At 38.4% G+C, this 19,321-nt stretch carries 17 protein-coding genes; 2 read left to right on the forward strand and 15 right to left on the reverse strand.

The genetic code is table 11. The features are described 5' to 3' along the window. Nucleotides 1-37 precede the first annotated feature (37 nt). From HMPREF1504_RS09575 to HMPREF1504_RS09600, 6 genes are read right to left on the reverse strand one after another with little or no spacing between them, the layout of a single operon-like run. Nucleotides 38-1,639 (reverse strand): peptide ABC transporter substrate-binding protein, encoded by a 1,602-nt coding sequence (locus tag HMPREF1504_RS09575; RefSeq protein WP_038125241.1) that lies wholly within the window; start codon nucleotides 1,637-1,639, stop codon nucleotides 38-40. Then, nucleotides 1,636-2,451 carry a serine hydrolase gene (locus HMPREF1504_RS09580; RefSeq protein ID WP_038125242.1) on the reverse strand — a complete coding sequence of 272 codons (816 nt, stop codon included), beginning with the start codon at nucleotides 2,449-2,451 and terminating at the stop codon, nucleotides 1,636-1,638. The genes HMPREF1504_RS09575 and HMPREF1504_RS09580 overlap by 4 nt, the downstream gene beginning before the upstream one ends. An 11-nt stretch (nucleotides 2,452-2,462) precedes the next feature. After that, nucleotides 2,463-3,410 (reverse strand): oligopeptide/dipeptide ABC transporter ATP-binding protein, encoded by a 948-nt coding sequence (locus HMPREF1504_RS09585; RefSeq protein ID WP_005379833.1) that lies wholly within the window; start codon nucleotides 3,408-3,410, stop codon nucleotides 2,463-2,465. Further along, nucleotides 3,410-4,393 (reverse strand): ABC transporter ATP-binding protein, encoded by a 984-nt coding sequence (locus tag HMPREF1504_RS09590; RefSeq protein WP_005379801.1) that lies wholly within the window; start codon nucleotides 4,391-4,393, stop codon nucleotides 3,410-3,412. Before HMPREF1504_RS09590 ends, HMPREF1504_RS09585 begins: the two co-directional genes overlap by 1 nt. After that, nucleotides 4,390-5,289 (reverse strand): ABC transporter permease, encoded by a 900-nt coding sequence (locus HMPREF1504_RS09595; protein ID WP_038125243.1) that lies wholly within the window; start codon nucleotides 5,287-5,289, stop codon nucleotides 4,390-4,392. Before HMPREF1504_RS09595 ends, HMPREF1504_RS09590 begins: the two co-directional genes overlap by 4 nt. After that, on the reverse strand, nucleotides 5,289-6,218 hold the full coding sequence (locus HMPREF1504_RS09600; RefSeq protein WP_005376531.1) for an ABC transporter permease: 930 nt from the start codon (nucleotides 6,216-6,218) through the stop codon (nucleotides 5,289-5,291). Before HMPREF1504_RS09600 ends, HMPREF1504_RS09595 begins: the two co-directional genes overlap by 1 nt. Nucleotides 6,219-6,467: 249 nt before the next feature. Between HMPREF1504_RS09600 and HMPREF1504_RS09605 the strand changes: the two genes are divergently transcribed. Both HMPREF1504_RS09605 and HMPREF1504_RS09610 read left to right on the forward strand, forming a co-directional pair. Further along, nucleotides 6,468-7,304 (forward strand): pyridoxamine kinase, encoded by an 837-nt coding sequence (locus HMPREF1504_RS09605; protein ID WP_038125244.1) that lies wholly within the window; start codon nucleotides 6,468-6,470, stop codon nucleotides 7,302-7,304. 88 nt (nucleotides 7,305-7,392) lie between these two features. Continuing rightward, nucleotides 7,393-7,977, forward strand: coding sequence for a DUF805 domain-containing protein (locus HMPREF1504_RS09610; RefSeq protein ID WP_016476575.1), 585 nt, complete (start codon nucleotides 7,393-7,395; stop codon nucleotides 7,975-7,977). Between the two features lie 63 nt (nucleotides 7,978-8,040). Here HMPREF1504_RS09610 and HMPREF1504_RS09615 read toward each other — a convergent pair whose 3' ends face one another. The 9 genes from HMPREF1504_RS09615 to HMPREF1504_RS09655 all read right to left on the reverse strand — a co-directional run bounded on the left by HMPREF1504_RS09615 (nucleotide 8,041) and on the right by HMPREF1504_RS09655 (nucleotide 19,133). Further along, nucleotides 8,041-9,210 carry a hypothetical protein gene (locus HMPREF1504_RS09615; protein ID WP_005376590.1) on the reverse strand — a complete coding sequence of 390 codons (1,170 nt, stop codon included), beginning with the start codon at nucleotides 9,208-9,210 and terminating at the stop codon, nucleotides 8,041-8,043. Nucleotides 9,211-9,335: 125 nt separating this feature from the next. Then, entirely contained in the window at nucleotides 9,336-12,875 is a 3,540-nt protein-coding gene (gene cydD / locus HMPREF1504_RS09620) for a thiol reductant ABC exporter subunit CydD (protein ID WP_038125245.1), read from the reverse strand. Nucleotides 12,876-12,999: 124 nt separating this feature from the next. Then, nucleotides 13,000-14,019, reverse strand: a complete 1,020-nt coding sequence (gene cydB, locus HMPREF1504_RS09625) for a cytochrome d ubiquinol oxidase subunit II (protein WP_005375270.1) — start codon at nucleotides 14,017-14,019, stop codon at nucleotides 13,000-13,002. Next, nucleotides 14,010-15,398 (reverse strand): cytochrome ubiquinol oxidase subunit I, encoded by a 1,389-nt coding sequence (locus tag HMPREF1504_RS09630; protein ID WP_005379812.1) that lies wholly within the window; start codon nucleotides 15,396-15,398, stop codon nucleotides 14,010-14,012. Before HMPREF1504_RS09630 ends, cydB begins: the two co-directional genes overlap by 10 nt. A gap of 57 nt (nucleotides 15,399-15,455) precedes the next feature. Beyond that, nucleotides 15,456-15,908 carry an Rrf2 family transcriptional regulator gene (locus tag HMPREF1504_RS09635; protein WP_005375284.1) on the reverse strand — a complete coding sequence of 151 codons (453 nt, stop codon included), beginning with the start codon at nucleotides 15,906-15,908 and terminating at the stop codon, nucleotides 15,456-15,458. A gap of 162 nt (nucleotides 15,909-16,070) precedes the next feature. Further along, complete coding sequence (locus HMPREF1504_RS09640; RefSeq protein ID WP_005379816.1) at nucleotides 16,071-17,078, reverse strand: inorganic phosphate transporter; 1,008 nt, start codon at nucleotides 17,076-17,078, stop codon at nucleotides 16,071-16,073. Further along, nucleotides 17,071-17,700 (reverse strand): DUF47 domain-containing protein, encoded by a 630-nt coding sequence (locus HMPREF1504_RS09645; protein WP_005375274.1) that lies wholly within the window; start codon nucleotides 17,698-17,700, stop codon nucleotides 17,071-17,073. The genes HMPREF1504_RS09640 and HMPREF1504_RS09645 overlap by 8 nt, the downstream gene beginning before the upstream one ends. A gap of 78 nt (nucleotides 17,701-17,778) precedes the next feature. Further along, a complete protein-coding gene (locus HMPREF1504_RS09650) occupies nucleotides 17,779-18,273 on the reverse strand; it encodes a molybdenum cofactor biosynthesis protein B (RefSeq protein WP_038125246.1) in 495 nt (164 codons plus the stop codon). 8 nt (nucleotides 18,274-18,281) lie between these two features. Next, nucleotides 18,282-19,133, reverse strand: a complete 852-nt coding sequence (locus HMPREF1504_RS09655) for a polysaccharide deacetylase family protein (RefSeq protein WP_038125247.1) — start codon at nucleotides 19,131-19,133, stop codon at nucleotides 18,282-18,284. Between the last annotated feature and the right edge of the window lie 188 nt (nucleotides 19,134-19,321).

A 19,321-nucleotide genomic window follows, 5' to 3' on the forward strand; every position in this document is an offset into this window, starting at 1 on the left:
CAAAAAAGACGTACAAATTGTACGTCTTTAGTGTATCTTATTTATATGCTTTTTTAAAGTCTACTTGACCAAGTACGGTCCAGAAATAGTTTTGAATGGTTCCATTAGATACATATGGTTGTGTCGTAAAGTATAATGGCATAACTAAGGATTCATCAAAAATCATACGTTCTGCTTTATGCATCAATGCATCACGTTCTGCACTATCCGGGGTGCTACGAATACGAGCGATAAGCTCATTATATTCTTCACTATGATATTGGCTGTCATTATCTTCAGCAGAGAATACTTCTAAGAAGTTTTGTGGGTCCCCATAGTCAGCAACCCAGGATGCACGAGCCACTTGATATTTGCCAGCCTCGCGATTGGCAAGGAACACCTTAGTCTCTTGATTCTGCAATCGTACATCAGCGCCAAATGCTTTATGCCATGTTGCTTGAATGGCTTCTGCTATCGCTTTATGCATTTCACTCGTATTATACAAAATCGTAATTGGTGGCAATGGATGATTTTCATCATAGCCAGCCTCTTTTATCAATTCCTTAGCTTGCTCTACATCTTCATATACAAGATAGCTACCGGCTTCACGGAAATCATCAGTTCCATTGCTTTCAAGCATACCATATGGAACAAATGCATAAGCTTCTTCCTTACCACCTTTTACGATGTTCTTTACAATTTCCTTACGATTAATAACCATGGAAAAGGCTTTACGTACATCAGGATTGGTAAAAGGTTCTGCTTTCACATTAAATAGGTAATAATAGTTACCAAGCATAGGGCCTATGTGCAATAAACCAGCTTCTTCTAACCGTTGTTGATCTGCTACAGGAGGTTCTACCATCATGTCCGCTTCGCCACCTTCAACGAGAGTAAGGCGTGTACTTTGAGATTCACTAATCGGCCAATTCATCGTTTTTGTTACAACTTCATCAGCATCCCAGTAGTTCTCATTTTTGACAAAATTGAGTTCTCCATTATGTTGCCAGCTCAACAATTTATAAGGTCCATTAGAAACAATTGTTTCCGCATTATTGCCCCAATTTTCATTATTTTCTACAGTTTTTTTATTCACCGGATAATAGCCATGAGAGGCCAATAATTTTAAGAAATACGCTGTTGGATGTTCTAAGGTAACAACTAATGTATCGTCATCAACCGCTTCTACACCAACATCATCGCGATTGGCTTTGCCATTATTGAAAGCTTCGCCATTCTTAATTACATATAACATATAAGCGTTATCAGCGCCTGTATCCGGATCCAAGGTTCTTTTCCAAGCATACTCAAAATCATGAGCTGTTAATGGCTCTCCATTAGACCACTTCAAATTAGGTCTCAAATGGAATGTATATGTTGTACCATCATCTGATACAGTCCAACTCTTTGCTATCGCAGCCTCTGGTTCGCCTTTATCATCTAAACGAACCAAGCCATCAAATAGCTGTAATTGAACAGTCGCCTCAGGCGATGTACTAGACTTAGCCGGATCTAGTGTTGATGGTTCCTGTTCCAATACATATCGTATCGTATGCTCATCAACAATCTTAGGCCCGTTAGTATATCCAAAGACGAGTAGCAATATACTTACGCCAAAGGCTAGTACCACGAGCTTAAGCAATTTTCGTTTATCCATCATGGTAATGCATCCTCTACAAATTCTTTCATAATGAGCCCCATCTGAGCTCCTAGTTGTTTTGCCTTATCATTATCTAAATGACTCATTAATAAAACAAAACAAAAATCTCCATTCATCGTTTCTATAATGCCCGCATCATGTTCAACACAATCTAACGAACCCGTTTTATGATGGAATATTACATCCTCTCCCCAATGAAATGGCAATATATCTCTGAACTGTTGACGTCCCAGAATATTCCACATCTCATGGCCATATATGGTATGACGCAATTCATAAATATGATGTAACAATACAGCCATATCCATAGCGGTAATATAATTCTCCCGATTTTCTTTTGCCGCTGTAAAATCCATCATCATACGATTGATTTCAAAATGTTCAAGCCCTAGTTGTTCAGCTCTAGCATTGATATTTTCCATGCCCAAGGCTTGCATCAATAGATTAGTAGCCCAATTATCACTGAGTACCATCATCAATCGACATAGCTCTAAATAACTAAAACTATGATTACCCACCAATTCCATCAAGGCGCCAGCCCCTTCAACACGAGGGCTCCGACTCAATGCAATCGTATCGTTAAGATCGAGTTGTTCTTGTGCTGCTAGATGAAATACATATTCCAAAATCAGCGTTTTTACCATACTAGCACCAGTATGGACAATCGTTTCCTTAGAAGAAGCTACTATGGTAGCCTCCTCCCCTTCATTCAGACGCGTTACCATATAGGATACAGTGGCATCTGAAGGCAACGTATCAAGCAAAGCTGCCAATTGTATTTCTAAGGATTTCCCTACGATTAACTGTTCCATTATTTACCCCATTAAATATGCCAACATGCAATTCTTCTATCCGCCCATTCACGGAGAGGTGGTCGTTCTTCTAGACATCTACGTTCAACATCTGGACAACGATCACTAAACAAACACCCCTTAGGCGGATGCAACGGACTCGCCGGTTCTCCTTTCAATGGAGCGCCAATTGGAGCCCGCGGAACCACTTCGCCAACCATCTTCGTAAGAGCCTTTGAATATGGATGTTGAGGAAACTCATAAATATCAAGAGCAGGCCCCTCTTCCATAACAGCCCCTAAATACATGACCACCATGCGATGACTAATGTAACGAACCATAGGCAAATCATGCGAAATAAAGAGATAGGAAATGCCATGTAAAGCTTGTAAGCGCTCTAACAACGTCATAATTTGAACCTGTATAGACACATCTAGTGCCGAAATAGGTTCATCAAGAATAATGCATTTAGGCTCCATAATAAGTGCCCGAGCAATGCCAATTCTTTGTCGTTGCCCACCAGATAATTCATGAGCATATCGCTCACCAAAAGACATATCTAAACCTACCTGTTCTAACACCTCTTTAACACGAATGACACGATCTCGAGGCGTATAATTAGGGTTTAACTCTAATGGCTCTTCTAATATTGTATTAATCTTTAATCTCGGATTAAGAGATGCATATGGATTTTGGAATACCATTTGCATCATATCCCTCGTTATATCTTTATGAATATATGGATTTACTTCAATTCCATTCATATAAATAGAACCTGATGTGGCTTGATGTACGCCCATCAAGGTATACCCAAACGTAGATTTACCACATCCTGACTCACCAACAATACCTAGTGTTTCGCCTTCCTCTTGGTAAAGACTAACACCTTGTAATGCATGTACCGTTTGTTTTGGTCTAAACAATCCGCCAGAAAGGGTAAAATTTTTAACGAGATTGTCTGTTTCCCAAATATATCCCATTAAAGTCCCTCCAACTTTGCTAACCAACATGTATACTCATGATTATTCCCAACATTGGATATCATAGGTATACGTTTTCCACATATGCGCATCGCCCATTTACAACGCGGATTAAAGGCACATCCACGAGGTAATTCATACAAATCTGGCGGTTGTCCTTCAATGGCCTTTAATTCACCATGCCATTTTCCCTGCGGCAAAGACATTAACAGACCAATTGTATAAGGATGACGTGGATCATTAAACAAATCCTCTACCGTAGCAGACTCAACACATTTACCAGCATACATAACCATAACGCGGTCACATAGTTGTGCAATAACACGTAAATTATGGGAAATAAATATAATGCCTATTCCCGCTTCTACAGCTAAGGTCTGCATAAGGCGTAAAATTTGTGCCTCTGTTGTTGTATCCAGTGCAGTCGTTGGTTCATCACAGATTAAGATTTTAGGACGGCCCGCTACAGCCATGGCAATACATACTCGTTGACGCATACCACCACTCAACTCATGGGGATATTGGTTTAATCGTTTTTCTGGTGTAGATAGTCCCATTTTTTTCAACAAATCGAGAGCTATCGCCTTTTCATCATAATCATCACCATAGGCATTGCTACGATGAATCACCTCATAAATTTGCTCACCAATTGTCAATATCGGATTCAATGCGGTCATAGGGTCCTGAAATACCATGGCCACCGTTGTACCACGCAATTCATTCCAATCTTCTTCTACATAGTCTTGACAATCTTCACCATCAATTTCAAATTTTTCTGATTTTATTTTAGTACGACCTTCCGGTAGTAGGCCCATCAAAGAATTAACCATGACCGATTTACCGCAGCCGGATTCACCAACAACGCCTAAAATTTCACCTTTTCTAAGCATGATGTCCTGATTGCGAATAATGCGCAAAGGGCCTCTAAATGTATCGATGGTAATGGATAGATTTCGTACATCTACTAATATATCATTCATCATCTATCCCCTTCCTTTGGATCAAATACATTACGCAATCCATCCCCTAAGAATACAAAGCCAAGCATAGTAACACTAATTGCCAATGCAGGGAATATCAATTGGAATGGATAAGATCTCATACTACTAATCCCATCAGATGCCAAAACGCCCCAACTTGCCATCGGTGCATTGACACCGAGACCAATAAAGCTCAAAAAGGCCTCGGTAAAGATGGCATCTGGAATCGCTAATGTCAATGTGATAATGATAGGCCCTACACAGTTTGGCAAAATGTGGCGCCATAGAATACGCCATTTAGGAATCCCCATTGTTTCTGCTGCAACAATATATTCCTCTTCTCGAACTTTCACAATTTGACTACGTACAATACGTGCCATATTGAGCCAATATGCGATTCCCAATGCAATAAAGATTGAGGTAAGACCTGGACCAATAACAACCATTAACAAAATAACGTATAGCAATAATGGAATACCGTATAATACATCGACGATAGCCATCATAATTCTATCTGTTTTACCACCAAAGTAACCTGCAATTCCGCCATAAATAACGCCGATTACAAGATTTAATAAGGCAGCTACAATACCAATGGTTAAAGAAATACGCGCCCCATACATAACGCGAGTATAGATATCACGGCCTAATGTATCCGTACCAAACCAATGTGCTAAGCTAGGGCTTTGATTAGCATCTACTAAGGATTGATCTGCATAAGTATATGGCGAAATCATAGGGCCAAAGATTGCCAACACAATCATAACGGCTATGATGCCTGCACCAACTACGGCCAATCGATTTACCTTAAATCGTTGCCACCAGTTAGGACGCACTATAAAGGAGGATTCTCGAATATTCATATCGCGTTCAATAGGTAAAAAATCGTTTCTATCCATTACGCACGCTCCTTCTCTGTTGTTACCCGAGGGTCGATAATCGGATAAATCATATCAACAATAATATTCAAGACTACAATCAAAGTACTATAAAACACAGTAACACCAAGAATAACCGTATAGTCACGATTATAAATAGATGTTACAAAATATTGACCTAAACCAGGAATGGCAAAAATTGTTTCCACAATAAAGCTACCTGTTAACAAACTAGCAGCTAATGGGCCAATGTAGGTAATAACAGGTAAAATAGCATTACCTAAAGCATGACGAATTAAGATGTTCCATGCACCAAGGCCTTTTGCTCGAGCTGTACGAATATATTCCTGTTGATACACATCAAGTAAGCCACTACGAGTTAATCGCGCAATAAATGCCATAGGTTGTGCAGCCAATGTAAGTACCGGTAAAATCATATACGACGGACCACGCCACATCGCTACTGGCAACCAACCCAGCTCAAAACCTACCACATATACTAGAACTGCACCAATAATAAAGGTAGGAACAGAAATACCTAATGTGGAAACAAATGTAATAGCATAATCTATTATGCCATTAGGACGCATGGCACTAATAGCACCTGCTGCGATACCTCCTACAACGGCAACACAAAGAGCCAATAGGCCCAATTGCGCAGATACAGGAAATGATTCACCTATAATATCATTAACAGAGCGTCCTTCATATTTATAGGATGGCCCTAAATCCCCTGTAACAACACCACCAATATAATCACCATATTGCTTCCATAAAGGATCATCTAAATGATATTTCGCCTCTATGCTAGCTTTAACTTGAGGTGGTAATTTTTTCTCACTTGTAAAAGGTCCACCAGGTATAGCATGCATTAAAACGAAGGTAATACTAATAATTACCCACAGTATAACAAGTGCGCTACCTATGCGCCGTAAAACATACCTTGCCATTCTATTCTCCTCCATACAATAAAATTTCTATATTATTATACTATATTATGACTCTAAATTTAAAGGTATAGATTTAATATTGTAATAAATATTTTATTTTTTATTTATTTCTTTTAAACTACATCTATTAAAAACTCATCTATTCTTCATATTATATCATGCATTACAGGGGCTTTCTATTATTCCACTCGTTTTACAGGTTTTAACGAATACAGTACAATACATATATACTATATTGAGGAGGTCTCTATGACTACAGTACCAAGAATACTTACTATACAAGATATGAGTTCCATCGGACGTTGCTCTCTAACGGTTATGCTACCAATCATCAGCGCTCTTGGGTGCCAAGCAGTACCATTAGCAACAGCTGTATTGAGTAACCATTTAGAGTATCCATATTTTGAAATCGTTGATTTATCTGATCATTTAACAGCATTTATGGATTGTTGGGAAAAGAATGAAATTGATTTTAATGCCATCGTCAGTGGATTCTTGGCCTCACCAGAGCAAATCCATCTCGTAGAGGAAGCAATTAATCGCTTCGGTAAGGATAAAATGGTCATTGTCGACCCTGCCATGGCCGATGATGGACGCCTCTATTCTATATATACACCAGATATGGTAAAAGCTATGCGCCATCTTATTTCTAGAGTTCATATTGTAAAACCAAATTACACAGAAGCTTGTTTTTTATTAGATAAACCATTCTCTACTGATTCCATTTCAAATGCTGAATTGCACGACATGTGTAAAAAACTACACCAATTAGGACCTGAACTCGTTATTATGACTAGCGTACCTTCCGACACAGATGCAACGATTGCCGTATACGAAGGTTCAACTGATACGGTAATAACATACTCTGTTCCTCTTATTCCTGTGAAAGCTACTGGAACTGGCGATATTTTTACATCTGTTTTATCTGGTGCCATCATGCGTGGTTTTACCGTTCATGAAGCTGCTCAACTGGCGATGAATTTTACTACAAAATCAATCCAAGCTACTGTAGATAACGTAAAATCCATGAAACATGGTATCGCCTTTGAACTTGTATTACCAGAATTAACTAATCTATCCAAATAATCCGTTTAAATTGTCCAAATAGCCTGTTCATGATATACTTAAACACATAGAAAATATACGTTATGTTTATTTTTATAAAGGGGACTTCATGGATTTATTATATCCAGTTCTACGAACTGTACTAATCTGCTTAGTAGGTTTTGGTATAGCATATCAGGGACGACGTAAGGGCTATACCATATTCAACCTTTCGGGGCGCTTTAACAGACTACAATTTATCATACTCTTCATAGCTTTAATGATACTCTTCTATATCGTAGATATCATCGAGGAACGTTTAATCGACTACATCGTAACGTTGCCTGCATATTGGGCTACACGTATTTTTGTAGGCGCATTACAGGCCATGTTATTTCCACTAGCCTGTGGATTATTCACTAGACGGATACATGATATTGGATTTAATGGTTGGGCTGGTATTTTATGGGCTACCATTATTATTTTCATCAATACCTATTCAGCCGTAACACCATTAAATTATTTATTAGATTTATTCGTGTGGATTATCGGATTCCTATTTTGGGTATTACCGGGTCAACCAGAGCCAAATAAGTATGGCTATCCTCCATTTATGAATCAAGAGCCAGTACAATCACAACCAATTACAGAACCACCGACACAAGAGGAACAAGAGGTTCGAAAAAAGGTACGAAAACGACGTAAAAAAAGATAATAAACCTAGTCTAACAACAAAAGGCTGAGCCAGGAGGCTCAGCCTTTTTGTTATGCTATGTAGTTAATTCATCAACAACATTAATTCTATTAATGTACACCCAATATAAGCAATGATAAATTTAACCTTTTGTTTTCTAGCACGATCATCATCTGCTATTTTCAATCGATTAGCTAAGAACCGTTTGTCTCGAATCTGTAATAATAATTGCTTGATCCGCTCTTGACTTTGAGAGGCTACACATTCGTCACAATCTGTAGACAACGAAGCTTGCTGCATGAAAATGCGTCGGTGTAACTTACGCAATTGAATTTTTATATTATTATGTACAAATGCACTTTGCCACTGTTTTCGAGAGTCTACATACATATATACATACCGTGGAATATTCATTACTAAGAAGGATATAATAAAAATCCCTAATGAAATCAAAAAGTATGTAGAAAAAGAAAACTCTAAAGTCTCAGTTGGTAAATAGTGATGAAGAATTATAAATGTAATCCATACACCGATTGGTAACAGTAATACAGCGGCAATATCAATGGATCTAACCCAACTCGTTCTCGTTGGCACGTCAGGAACTGTAAATGTATCTACTGGATCATGAAATGCATAATAGTCTAATTGCAATACAGACTGTCCAGTTTTAGGATTTCCCAATAAAACAGGACCTGTACTACCTACATGACGTTCTGGCAAAGGAATAAATTTTTTGATTCTAGAATTGGGTACTAAATCAAATTGAAGAATTCCCTTCTTCTCAAATCGCACAGTAGAGCCTAATCGGCCAATAGCAATAGGATTAAAAAATATGCCAAATAGGCTAAGGCACCAGTTGCCTAGGAGGTGGAGAATCGAGTTCAAAATAAACCCACCGGTATCTATATTAGCAGTATCTAACTTAATAGCAAAGGAAGATGAATAGTCATCGAACCACACATCTTCGATGGTAAATTCCACATTAATCACATTCCCCCATTTAGTAATAATGGAGAGAAATACTTGGTTATTCGGCTCAAATTCAAAGGTTACAGAATAGATTAACCAATGATTTCGAAACGCAGCACGGAGCATCCGATTGACCATATCCTCTTCAATATAGAGAATTCTATGATCAAATAGTTCTCGCTCCACAGGTGCAGCCATAAGTGTCGTATCCTGTTCAATAATAGGAGAACGTTCATTTAATGCGTCATCCACCAACGATCGTAACTTGGTGAAGATTTTTGTCATAGTCGCTCCAATTTATGCACACTACACAAGATTTTTATATCTCAAACATTACAATTATACCATAATTTACCCATTTTATCGAGGTATATACAGAGATCTACTAAGGCCTTTCCATCAGATACTACTTATACACTGGCCATCGTAAGTCGACAATATGCATAGAATCGCCCTTTCTTAGCAATTAACTCGCTAAAGGTTCCATCTTCTACAATACGACCTTTTTCCATAAAGAGAATACGATCCATCAGCTCTAAGCCTTCTAACTGATGTGTAATATATAAAACAGTTTTTTCTTTTGTAAAAGCTAGAATATCATTATGTAATTTTCGTCTTGTTACTTGATCTAACCCCTCTAACGGTTCATCGAGAAGTATTAGTTCAGGATTTCGCAAGAATAATCGAGCTAAAGCAACACGTTGACGTTCACCGCCGCTAAGACCTACCCCTCCACTACCTACAATTGTTCGTAAGCCTTTTGGCAACCGGGTAACTACATCAGATAAAACAGCTTGTTCTACAACATGTTGTACCTCATCCGCACTTGCATGCGGCTTGGCAAGGCGAATATTGTCCTCCAGTGTGGCATGAAAAATATAAGTGTCTTGTGTGATAGATCCCATTAAATTTCGCCAAGAATCAATCGTAACACTCTTTAATTCATTGTGACCTACCGAAATATAGCCAGAGTAATCATATAGCCTTTCTAACAAGGAAAACAATGTGGTTTTACCAGACCCACTAGCACCAACAATAGCAACAGCCTGTCCTTTTGGTATATCTAATGTTAAATCTTTATATATAAGTGATGAGTGATCATACCCAAAATTAACATGTTTCAATGATATCGTATCCATAGAATCTAAATCTACACAGCCTGTATCCTTGATTGGCAGAGGTGCATGCTTAATTTGTAACAATCGACGAATCGCTACTAAACTTTCATAACCATGATGAACGGATACAATCATAGGCTGCAGCGCTTCAAACCAAGCTTGAATACCAATGGCACATACTACGACCATAACACTTGCCCAAGGGCCAGTTAATACATTACTTGCTAATAGGGCCGCTAACACAACTACAATCTGTACAATAGCAATAAACATCGTATTTCCTAAATTCATACCTTTAGAAATACGCCACTTATGGTACTCTACATCATCTATAGATTGCATCATACGTTCCATAACTAGATTTTCATTATGGTAACTAATGATGTCTTCTAAACTTTCTAATGTATCAGTCAATGTTGACTTGAAGTGACCTTGTACCTGACTGATCATATTTAAGGATGTACGATGATAACGATATATGCCATACGGTAGTACAACACCTGTCATCAGTGCAGCACACCACACAAGCGTTGATAAATGCGCATCTATAGTACCGACACCAAAGGATACCAATATAGTTAATACAATGGCTGCTACAGGAGGAATTAAGGTGCGTAAATAAAAGAATTGCAGTACTTCAATATCCGCCATAATTCGGTTGAGCATATCCCCTGCGCCCCATCGTTTAAATATAGCTGGTGCCAATGGTTCTAGATAGGTATAAAACCATACACGCAACCCATACAAACCTTGAAATGCCATTTTATGAGATGTATACCGCTCAAAATAACGACATACAGCACGGCTAATACCAAAGAAGCGCACACCTACGATAGCGAGGCTCAAGTAAGTGATACCAGGTTGTAATGCAGCCGATGCCAGTAACCAAGAGGATACGCTCAAAAGCCCTACATTCATGAATACGGTCAGAGAAGTGAAAACTAAGGCAAGTACTAAGGACCAACGAGCAGGTTTTAATACGGAAAATAACAATTTCCAACCTTCAATATCACTATACTTAGTTTCATCGGCTTCATATGGGACTTTACTATTACTTAATGCCTCTTGTTGTTGTGGCAATGGAACCTCAAGCTCAGAAACATATGACACATCCTCATCATCCATTACAAACGAACCAGTCCCAGCATCTACTAGCGCCTTAAAATAACCATTCTGTGCCAACAAGGATTCATAGGTTCCCTGCTCAATTATTTCACCTTGACGCAACACATATAACTGAGAGGCCCACTGCATCGTTTGAATACGGTGCCCTACAAGAATAACAATTTTATCCTTCATCAAGCGCTGTAATGCACAACTGATTTGAGCCTCTGTATTCACATCCAAATGGGATGTAACTTCGTCTAAAATAAGAACTTGTCCACCATGTAAAAAAGCACGTGCCAAGGCAATACGTTGTAGTTCGCCACCACTAAGACCCATGCCTCCTTCACCAACGACAAAATCCAAGCCCTTTTCACAAATTACATCATGTAACTCCGCTAGTTTGGCTGCTTCTAAAAGCTCGTCATCACTTACATCTTGTCCAAAGGCAATATTATTTCGTAGCGTACCATGCATAACATGAGGTTTTTGAGACACATACGTAACCTGTGTACGCCACCAATCCATAGAACAAGTTGATAGATCTATATCATTAACATATACACTGTTCGAAGGAGCCTCTAAAAAAGCACCTAATATTCGCGCAATCGTCGATTTACCAGCCCCACTTTCACCAACAAGCATAATCGGTTTATTGCGACATGCCTGCAATGTAATATGCTTTATACCATTGCTTGTTTCTGGATAGGTATAATTTAAATTATCTAGGCGTATGGATTCAATTGTCCCTTGAATACGACAATTGCCACCTCGAGGTAATACAATAGGTGTATTCATAAAAGCATCAAATTTAGCAAGTGCAGTTTTACCAGACATACCGGTGTGAAAAGCAGCTCCTAATTGTCTAAAAGGTGTATAAAACTCTGGCGCCAACAATAATATAAAGAAGGCTGGAAGAAAATCCAAACCGCCATCTAATAGTGTAAGGCCTAAATACACCGCAATGATAGCTGTACTTATTGTGCTAACTAATTCCAAGACGAGAGCAGATAGAAAAGCCACACGCAATACGCGTAAGGTAGAGTCTTTAAATTCATTAGACAGTCGACTGATGACTTGTATTTGTTCCTTTGCACGACCAAACACCTTTAATGTGGTAATGCCTCGCAATACATCTAAAAAATGACCTGATAAGAGACTCATCCGATCCCATTGCTCTTGATTCATCTTTTCCGCTTGTTTACCAATCAAAATCATAAACAATGGAATTAATGGTACTGTACCTATTAAAATAGCCCCGATAATAGGCAATGTATCCATTATGGCAATCCCCATTACTAGTGGGATGATAATCGCATATAGCATTTGAGGTATATAGCTCGAAACATAGGCCTCTACTTGTTCTAATCCATCAGTAATGAGATGTATCGTATCACCTTGAGATTCTCCTCGTTGAATACCTAATCTAAATAGATGCGAAAGAGCTTCTTTACGCAAAATAGATTTAACAGAATGACCCAAACTAGACGATACATGTTCCTGTATATAAGAAAAAACTAAACGTAATATAATGAATACCGCAAGCCATGTAATTGTATTAGATTCATCCAACACAGTATGATCAAGAAAAACCAAATTATGTATTAATGTGGCAAAAAACCAAGCTTGTCCTACTATAGAAAGACTTTGTAAAATACTAGACATAATCAGTGCCAATAATACGAGCCTTTTACTTTTAATGACGCGAAGCGCCGTTTTCTGTATCATATCTAACCCCCTTTAAATCTAATTTTATCAATATTACATTCATCTTACCATAAAAATGAGGCGTGCCGCTACAGCACGCCTCACAAAAGGGATCAAACTTTCACAATCGGTAAAAGTGCCTATATTAATAATGTAAGTCTTTTTCTGTTACACGATGACGGAATGTCCAGTATACCCAAATTTGATATGCTAATACGATTGGTACAAATACCACTGCAACCGCAGTCATCAATGCCAAGGTATATTCAGAAGAAGATGCATTTGTAATGGTCAAGCTCCACGCTGGGTTCAAAGAAGATACCATAATGCGAGGGAATAGACCTGCAAAATATGTAGCCGTAATCAAAATAACGGAAAGAGAGCTAAATACAAAGCCCCATTTTGTATTGCGCGTACGTGCTGCAGCCCAAGAAATAAGGAAGCAAACAACAGCTAAGGCACAGAAAATAGTAGCTAAGATAGAGCTGTACAAATCAGTGTATACATAGGATGCAATAATCAACGCAATCACACCGATTGCAGTAGGTACACCTGTAACGAGAGATGCTGCACGTGCACGTTCAGAGATAGGACCTGCTGTTTTAATAGATGTAAACAAACCACCATGGTATGTAAACACTAAAACGAAAGCAACACCACATAATACAGTGTAAGGGCTAAGTAAATCCCAGAATGTACCAATATATGTCATCGTTTCATCAATAGGTGTGCCTTGGATCAAGTTACCTACTGTTACACCCCACAATAAGGCAGGAACGATAGAACCGATAAAAATACAATAGTCAAATACTTTACGCCATGTGCGATTTGCACTTTTAGAACGGAATTCAAAAGCAACGCCACGCATGATAAGTACAGCAAGCATTAAGAACAATGCCATGTAGAAACCACTAAACAATGTAGCATATACATGAGGGAAGGATGCGAATAATGCGCCACCAGCAGTGATCATCCATACTTCATTACCATCCCAAATAGGACCTAACGCATTAATCATTTGACGACGTTCAACGTCAGTTTTACCAATGACTGGTAGAAGAATACCTGTGCCATAGTCGAAGCCTTCTAAGAAGAAGAAACCTGCAAACAATACACAAAGCAAGATGAACCAGATCACATTAAGGTTATTCATAATTAGTTCCATAATCTTGCCTCCTCTTTTTCTTCTACATGGTAAATTGTTTGTCCATCAGGACCTTTTTTAATATGCTCTACAGCTAAATACAATGCGGCAATAGCAGCCAAGATATAAATAACTGTAAAACCAATGATAGTAGTCATGATTTCAGGAGCTGTAACGGATTTAGAAGCACCATTAGCAGTCAATTGAAGGCCATATACAAGCCATGGTTGACGACCTGCTTCTGCAACAAACCAACCAGTGGATTGAGCGATGTAAGGTAATGGTAACATCCAGAAAATAATTTTCAAGAATGTTTTATTCTCTACGAGTTTACCTTTAGCATTTAATACCAAGCCGATGAAAGCAACTAATAACATAATGGAGCCAGCCGCTACCATGATGCGGAATGTCCAGAAAATACCAGGAACATCTGGAATGTAATTACCAGGGCCATATTGAGCTTCAGATTTAGCTTGTAAATCTTTAATACCTTCTACCTTACCAGATGTAAAGGAGTTTTGTGTTAAGAAGGATAAGCCGCCAGGGATTTCAATGGCACCTGTATTTTGTTGTGCTTTTGTATCGATATTAGCTACCAAAGAGAATGGAGCTGGATCTTGAGTTTCCCAAAGAGCTTCCATAGCTGCCATTTTCATAGGCTGTTCTTTAGTAATATATTGGCCTTGATGATGACCTGCAAAAGCACCTAATGTACCAGCAATTAAGGTAATTACCATACCCCATTTTACAGAGGTTTTATAGAAATCAACATTGCTCTTACGAATCAAGTGCCATGCGCTGATAGCCATAATGATGACACCTGCTGTCATGGAACCATTTAATACAATATGAGCAAATTGGCCAGGTACATAACCATTAGATACGATGGTTGCGAAGTTTTCCATTTCCGCACGACCATTGCGAATTACATAGCCTACAGGATGCTGCATAAAAGAGTTTGCTACAAGGATCCAGAATGCGGATAAATTGGTACCTAATGCAACTAATGTTGCCACAGTAGCATGCGCTTTATTAGATAAGCGACCCCAACCAAAGATCCAAACGCCCATAAATGTAGATTCCAAGAAAAATGCCATTAATGCTTCAAGGGCAAGTGGGGCACCAAAAATATCACCCATAAAACGAGAATATTCAGCCCAGTTCATACCGAAATGGAACTCTTGAACGATACCTGTTACAACACCCATGGCAAAGTTAATTAAGAATAATTTACCCCAGAATTTTGCCATTTTTTGGTAAACTTCTTTACCGGTGCTTACAAAGGTCCATTCTAAAATGGCTACGATAACCGTCATCCCTAATGTGAACGGTACGAATAGCCAGTGATAGATAGATGTTAGCGCGAACTGTAAACGTGCTAAATCCAGTGCTTCAAACATGTCTTTTCCTCCTTAGAATTGACTCAAAAATACACACTTGATGAATGTCTTACATCGTTACGCATGAGATACACAAGGATTCATGGTCTCTAAAATCTCTTTTTCGCGCACAGCTAATTTATCGAAAGTCACACTTTCCATCTGTCTTACAAGTTCAGCTTGTACAACAGACATAGCTTCATTAACTGCACATTGGCCCATACATGCTTTTGAGCAAGAACCGACATCATACAAACAACGCTGTAAATACGTATCCCCCTCAACGGCTCTAATCACATCGAGCATGGAAATATCTTTGGGCTCACGATTTAATGCAAATCCACCATCCACCCCGCGGAAGGATTTCATGATTCCTGCTGCAATAAGGCTGCGCATTATCTTAAGCAAAAAACGTTCTGGAATCATCTCTTGCTCAGCCAATACACCGCCTGTTACCTTCTGACCAGATGGTAACATCGCCATGTGCAAAATCATGCGAAACGCATAGTCCGTGGCTTGATTTAATTTCATAAGCACTCCTTTTCCAATAACAACGTCTACGTATTACTACATTTAGTATAAACGATATAAAACAATACTGCAATGGTATTGTTTTATAAAACTGTAATTAATATCACAAAAAAGGACTATTAGTAAGCTACTAATAGTCCTTCTCATTTATTATATGTAGTTCTAAAAGAATTTGCCAAATAGAAGATGTCCTACTTCATAAGCAATGGCAGCTACTATACCAGATAGCGGAATTGTTACGAACCACGCCATGACCATAGAACGTGCTACGCCCCAGTTTACTGCTTTAATACGCTTAGAAGCACCTACCCCCAACAAAGAACCACTCACAACATGTGTAGTACTTACAGGTAAATGCAAGAATGTAGCAGTAAAAATAGTAATAGCAGAGTTTAAATCGGCTGCAAAACCATTAATGGTTTCTAATTTAAAGATTTTTGTCCCCATGGTGGAAATAATTTTCCAACCACCAACAGCCGTACCAAAAGCCATCGCAGTCGCACAGCACAACTTAACCCACAATGGAACATCTAAGGTATCAATATAACCACCGCTAAGTAAGGTCAATGTAATAATCCCCATCGCCTTTTGTGCGTCATTAGAACCATGTGAAAAAGCCATCATAACGGCCGATACGATTTGCATGGATCTAAATCTATCATTTAAAACAATAGGAGAAAATCTACCAAAGAGGAGTAGCAACAATTTCATGATGATATAGCCACCAACCATTGCTACTAATGGTGATAAGATGAGAGAAAAGAAAATCTTTAAAATCCCTGATTCATTTAAAGCATCAAAACCTACTGACCAGCCTACGGCACCAATGATACCACCAATTAGTGCATGGGATGATGAACTAGGGATTCCCCAGTACCAAGTCAGCAAATTCCATACGATGGCCCCGATAAGGGCTGCTGAAATGATACCACTATTGATAAGAGATGGAGACATAACAATATCACCACCGATTGTCTTCGCAACCCCAGTACTCACCATAGCACCCAAAAAATTAAGTGCCGCCGTCATCATGATTGCTTTTTTAGGTTCAATAGCACGGGTTGAAACAGATGTGGCAATCGCATTAGCCGTATCGTGGAAGCCATTGATGTAGTCAAATGCTAGGGCTAGAAATACGACTAGCCAAACTAAGTAATGTGACTCAAGCATACTTCAATACTACCCGGCGGAATGTACCAACCAAATCTTCGCAACCATCGATTACATCCTCCATGGAGCTAAGGATTTCCTTCCATTTGATAATTTCAATTGGATCCGTACATTCTGTAAATAATTTCGCCATTTCTTCATGGTAAATATTATCTGCTTCAGATTCAAGTTTCAACACTTGATGTACACGACCTTCTACCTTCACATGATCTTTTTTAAGGCTACCCATGTAACCGATAGATTTATTGATATGTTTAACACATTTTACGACGATTTCACTCATGCGAATGGCACCATCACTAGGTTTACCTACATGATACATAACCATTTTATCCATGATTTCTTTGATATTATCAAGTGTAGTATCTAATTGATCAATCAACAATTGGATATCTTCACGGTCCATCGGTGTAATGAATGTTTTACGCAAGCGATCAACTGTTTCATTAACTAATTCATCCGCAGCTTTTTCTTTTGTATCAATTTCCAAGAATGCTTCTTCTTTAGAAACTTCGCCTTTGAAAACGCGTTCCATCATTTCCGCACTTTCATAGGTAAGTTCAGCATGATTTTCTAAAATACTAAAAAACTTTTCTTCTTTTCCTTTTAATTTAAAAGCCATGGAGATCCTCCTGATACAGTACTGTTAGCTTCTATAATTACAATACAATTATAGCATAGTAAATCAGTGCGTGCCTATCTATTTATTGATTTCTCGCACCAAATGAGGCATTTCCGGAATAATTAATTTACTCATGCCAAGAGTAACGGCTCCCACCGAACCAGGAATAGAAAAAATTAATGTATTCGAATTTACACCTGCCTCTGCACGAGATGCAATAGATTTGGTACCAATATCCTCCGTAAAAGAAAGATACCTAAAAATTTCACCAAATCCAGGTATAGCCTTTTCAATAATAGAATCCACGGCTTCAATGGTCACATCACGCATGGCAATACCGGTGCCACCTGTAGAAATGACCACATCTATTGATTCATCATTACACCAAGGAATAATGGCATTACGGATTTCATCGTAATCATCGATGACAATCTTTCGAGCTACTACATTATGATTAGCAGCTTCTAATAATTCTTGAACCTTATTTCCGCCTTTATCAGTTTCCATAGTCCGTGTATCAGAAACTGTTAGAACAGCGACATTGAGAGGTCGATGTAAAACTTCTTGAGACATATATCCTCCTAAAACAATGGTATCAAACTAGCCAATTTTGTAAATCCATTATCCCGTAATGTATCTCGTAATTGCCATGTATAAGTAATAAATGGCGCGCAGTGCAAACGCATCCAGAATGATAAATACGGTGTATCACCTTGGAATATGGCCAATCTTGGCAACGCATATAAATTTTGACCTGGTTTAACCGTTCCCGGTGTGACTGTGAAAGCCATCTTATACCCGCTTTCACTAGTAATGCGTTGAATTTCGGCATTATTAAAACCACCAGGATACGCTAAGTAATCGATGGGTTTTCCCATGAAAGCCTGTAATGTATCCTTACCACCTTTAATCTCATCATCAAGTTTAGAAGGATCAATGCGCGTTAAAATACTATGATGATTAGTATGACCTTCTACAATAAACTTATGAGCGTCCATAGTTTTTAATTCATTGATAGACATAAAACGTTTTGTATTAACAGCATCGCTAATCATAAATATGGTTGCTTGCATATCATAGGATTCTAAGATAGGCAAAACATCCTCATAGTTGTCGATATAACCATCATCGAAGGTGAGAACAATCGGTTTATCGGGGAGTTCCTTGCCTTCTGTCACATACGCATATAAATCATCGAGGCTAATCGTATGATACCCTTCGTTATGTAAGTACTCCATCTGTTTCTTAAACTGTGCCACATCAAGTGTCAGTGCAGAATGATACTTATCATTAACTTGATGATAATTTAAAACGGGAACACCATAAAGCTTATAATGCGATGATAAACACCACATACTTCCTAATGCTATGAATAGTAATGCAATACAAATAATGATCGTATATACTATACGTTTACCTATTGTTATTAACATGATTAAGAACCTTCTTACAATATAAAATTATAACTTCATACTATTCGAGGATAACATAACCGCTCTTTTGTTTCAATGAAAAACCCCTCATAGGTCATTCTAAATTCATATAAATAACCTATGAGGGATAACAAAAAAGGCTAACCATTCGGTTAGCCTTTAGCTTAATCAGCGACTTCCTATCCTCC

Source organism: Veillonella sp. ICM51a, assembly GCF_000524355.1.
Classification (GTDB): domain Bacteria; phylum Bacillota; class Negativicutes; order Veillonellales; family Veillonellaceae; genus Veillonella; species Veillonella atypica.

Excerpts from the sequence above, each read along its gene's own strand:
- HMPREF1504_RS09610 (WP_016476575.1), top strand. The coding sequence starts at position 7,393 with ATGGATTTATTATATCCAGTTCTACGAACTGTACTAATCTGCTTAGTA.
- HMPREF1504_RS09595 (WP_038125243.1), bottom strand. The coding sequence starts at position 5,289 with ATGGATAGAAACGATTTTTTACCTATTGAACGCGATATGAATATTCGA.
- HMPREF1504_RS09645 (WP_005375274.1), bottom strand. The coding sequence starts at position 17,700 with ATGGCTTTTAAATTAAAAGGAAAAGAAGAAAAGTTTTTTAGTATTTTA.
- HMPREF1504_RS09615 (WP_005376590.1), bottom strand. The coding sequence starts at position 9,210 with ATGACAAAAATCTTCACCAAGTTACGATCGTTGGTGGATGACGCATTA.
- HMPREF1504_RS09590 (WP_005379801.1), bottom strand. The coding sequence starts at position 4,393 with ATGATGAATGATATATTAGTAGATGTACGAAATCTATCCATTACCATC.
- HMPREF1504_RS09575 (WP_038125241.1), bottom strand. The coding sequence starts at position 1,639 with ATGATGGATAAACGAAAATTGCTTAAGCTCGTGGTACTAGCCTTTGGC.
- HMPREF1504_RS09630 (WP_005379812.1), bottom strand. The coding sequence starts at position 15,398 with ATGTTTGAAGCACTGGATTTAGCACGTTTACAGTTCGCGCTAACATCT.
- HMPREF1504_RS09655 (WP_038125247.1), bottom strand. The coding sequence starts at position 19,133 with ATGTTAATAACAATAGGTAAACGTATAGTATATACGATCATTATTTGT.
- cydD (WP_038125245.1), bottom strand. The coding sequence starts at position 12,875 with ATGATACAGAAAACGGCGCTTCGCGTCATTAAAAGTAAAAGGCTCGTA.
- HMPREF1504_RS09600 (WP_005376531.1), bottom strand. The coding sequence starts at position 6,218 with ATGGCAAGGTATGTTTTACGGCGCATAGGTAGCGCACTTGTTATACTG.
- HMPREF1504_RS09650 (WP_038125246.1), bottom strand. The coding sequence starts at position 18,273 with ATGTCTCAAGAAGTTTTACATCGACCTCTCAATGTCGCTGTTCTAACA.
- HMPREF1504_RS09635 (WP_005375284.1), bottom strand. The coding sequence starts at position 15,908 with ATGAAATTAAATCAAGCCACGGACTATGCGTTTCGCATGATTTTGCAC.
- HMPREF1504_RS09640 (WP_005379816.1), bottom strand. The coding sequence starts at position 17,078 with ATGCTTGAGTCACATTACTTAGTTTGGCTAGTCGTATTTCTAGCCCTA.
- HMPREF1504_RS09580 (WP_038125242.1), bottom strand. The coding sequence starts at position 2,451 with ATGGAACAGTTAATCGTAGGGAAATCCTTAGAAATACAATTGGCAGCT.
- HMPREF1504_RS09605 (WP_038125244.1), top strand. The coding sequence starts at position 6,468 with ATGACTACAGTACCAAGAATACTTACTATACAAGATATGAGTTCCATC.
- HMPREF1504_RS09585 (WP_005379833.1), bottom strand. The coding sequence starts at position 3,410 with ATGGGATATATTTGGGAAACAGACAATCTCGTTAAAAATTTTACCCTT.
- cydB (WP_005375270.1), bottom strand. The coding sequence starts at position 14,019 with ATGGAACTAATTATGAATAACCTTAATGTGATCTGGTTCATCTTGCTT.